Raw genomic sequence first — 1870 nt, forward strand, 5'->3', positions numbered from 1 at the left:
GTTCGTTACTTCAGAACTAACACAGTGGACGCGAGCAACTGAGGACAAGCCCTCGGCCTATTAGTACCGGTCAGCTCCACCCATTACTGGGCTTCCACATCCGGCCTATCAACCCAGTCGTCTACTGGGAGCCTTACCCTCTCAAGGAGGTGGGAATACTCATCTCGAAGCAGGCTTCCCGCTTAGATGCTTTCAGCGGTTATCCCTCCCGAACGTAGCCAACCAGCCATGCCCTTGGCAGGACAACTGGCACACCAGAGGTTCGTCCGTCCCGGTCCTCTCGTACTAGGGACAGCCCTTCTCAATATTCCTGCGCGCGCAGCGGATAGGGACCGAACTGTCTCACGACGTTCTAAACCCAGCTCGCGTACCGCTTTAATGGGCGAACAGCCCAACCCTTGGGACCGACTCCAGCCCCAGGATGCGACGAGCCGACATCGAGGTGCCAAACCATCCCGTCGATATGGACTCTTGGGGAAGATCAGCCTGTTATCCCCGGGGTACCTTTTATCCGTTGAGCGACGGCGCTTCCACAAGCCACCGCCGGATCACTAGTCCCGACTTTCGTCCCTGCTCGACCCGTCGGTCTCACAGTCAAGCTCCCTTGTGCACTTACACTCAACACCTGATTGCCAACCAGGCTGAGGGAACCTTTGGGCGCCTCCGTTACCCTTTGGGAGGCAACCGCCCCAGTTAAACTACCCATCAGACACTGTCCCTGATCCGGATCACGGACCGAGGTTAGACATCCAGCACGACCAGAGTGGTATTTCAACGGCGACTCCACCATGACTGGCGTCACAGCTTCAAAGTCTCCCACCTATCCTACACAAGCCGAACCGAACACCAATATCAAACTGTAGTAAAGGTCCCGGGGTCTTTCCGTCCTGCTGCGCGAAACGAGCATCTTTACTCGTAGTGCAATTTCACCGGGCCTATGGTTGAGACAGTCGAGAAGTCGTTACGCCATTCGTGCAGGTCGGAACTTACCCGACAAGGAATTTCGCTACCTTAGGATGGTTATAGTTACCACCGCCGTTTACTGGCGCTTAAGTTCTCAGCTTCGCAACCCCGAAAGGTCACTAACCGGTCCCCTTAACGTTCCAGCACCGGGCAGGCGTCAGTCCGTATACATCGCCTTACGGCTTCGCACGGACCTGTGTTTTTAGTAAACAGTCGCTTCTCGCTGGTCTCTGCGGCCACCCCCAGCTCAGAGTGCAAGACTCATCACCAGACGTGGCCCCCCTTCTCCCGAAGTTACGGGGGCATTTTGCCGAGTTCCTTAACCATAGTTCACCCGAACGCCTCGGTATTCTCTACCTGACCACCTGAGTCGGTTTAGGGTACGGGCCGCCATGAAACTCGCTAGAGGCTTTTCTCGACAGCATAGGATCATCCACTTCACCACAATCGGCTCGGCATCAGGTCTCAGCCTTAATGTGTGACGGATTTGCCTATCACACGGCCTACACCCTTACCCCGGGACTACCACCGCCCGGGCTGGACTACCTTCCTGCGTCACCCCATCGCTTACCTACTACCACCTTGGATCGACGGCTCCACCACTTTCCATTCCCCGAAGGGTCCGGAACGGCTTCACGGCCTTAGCATCAATGGATTCGATACTGGGCGTTTCAAAGCGGGTACCGGAATATCAACCGGTTGTCCATCGACTACGCCTGTCGGCCTCGCCTTAGGTCCCGACTTACCCTGGGCAGATCAGCTTGACCCAGGAACCCTTAGTCAATCGGCGCACACGTTTCTCACGTGTGTATCGCTACTCATGCCTGCATTCTCACTCGTGAACCGTCCACAACTCGCTTCCGCGGCTGCTTCACCCGGCACACGACGCTCCCCTACCCATCCATAC

At 56.5% G+C, this 1870-nt stretch carries 1 rRNA gene (cut by a window edge); it reads right to left on the reverse strand.

The window, feature by feature from the left end:
• Positions 1-40: 40 nt before the first annotated feature.
• Positions 41-1870: ribosomal RNA gene (locus tag ACFWV2_RS32970) — 23S ribosomal RNA — on the reverse strand; it runs 1367 nt beyond the window's last position.

This window comes from Streptomyces sp. NPDC058671, assembly GCF_042716475.1.
GTDB lineage: Bacteria > Actinomycetota > Actinomycetes > Streptomycetales > Streptomycetaceae > Streptomyces.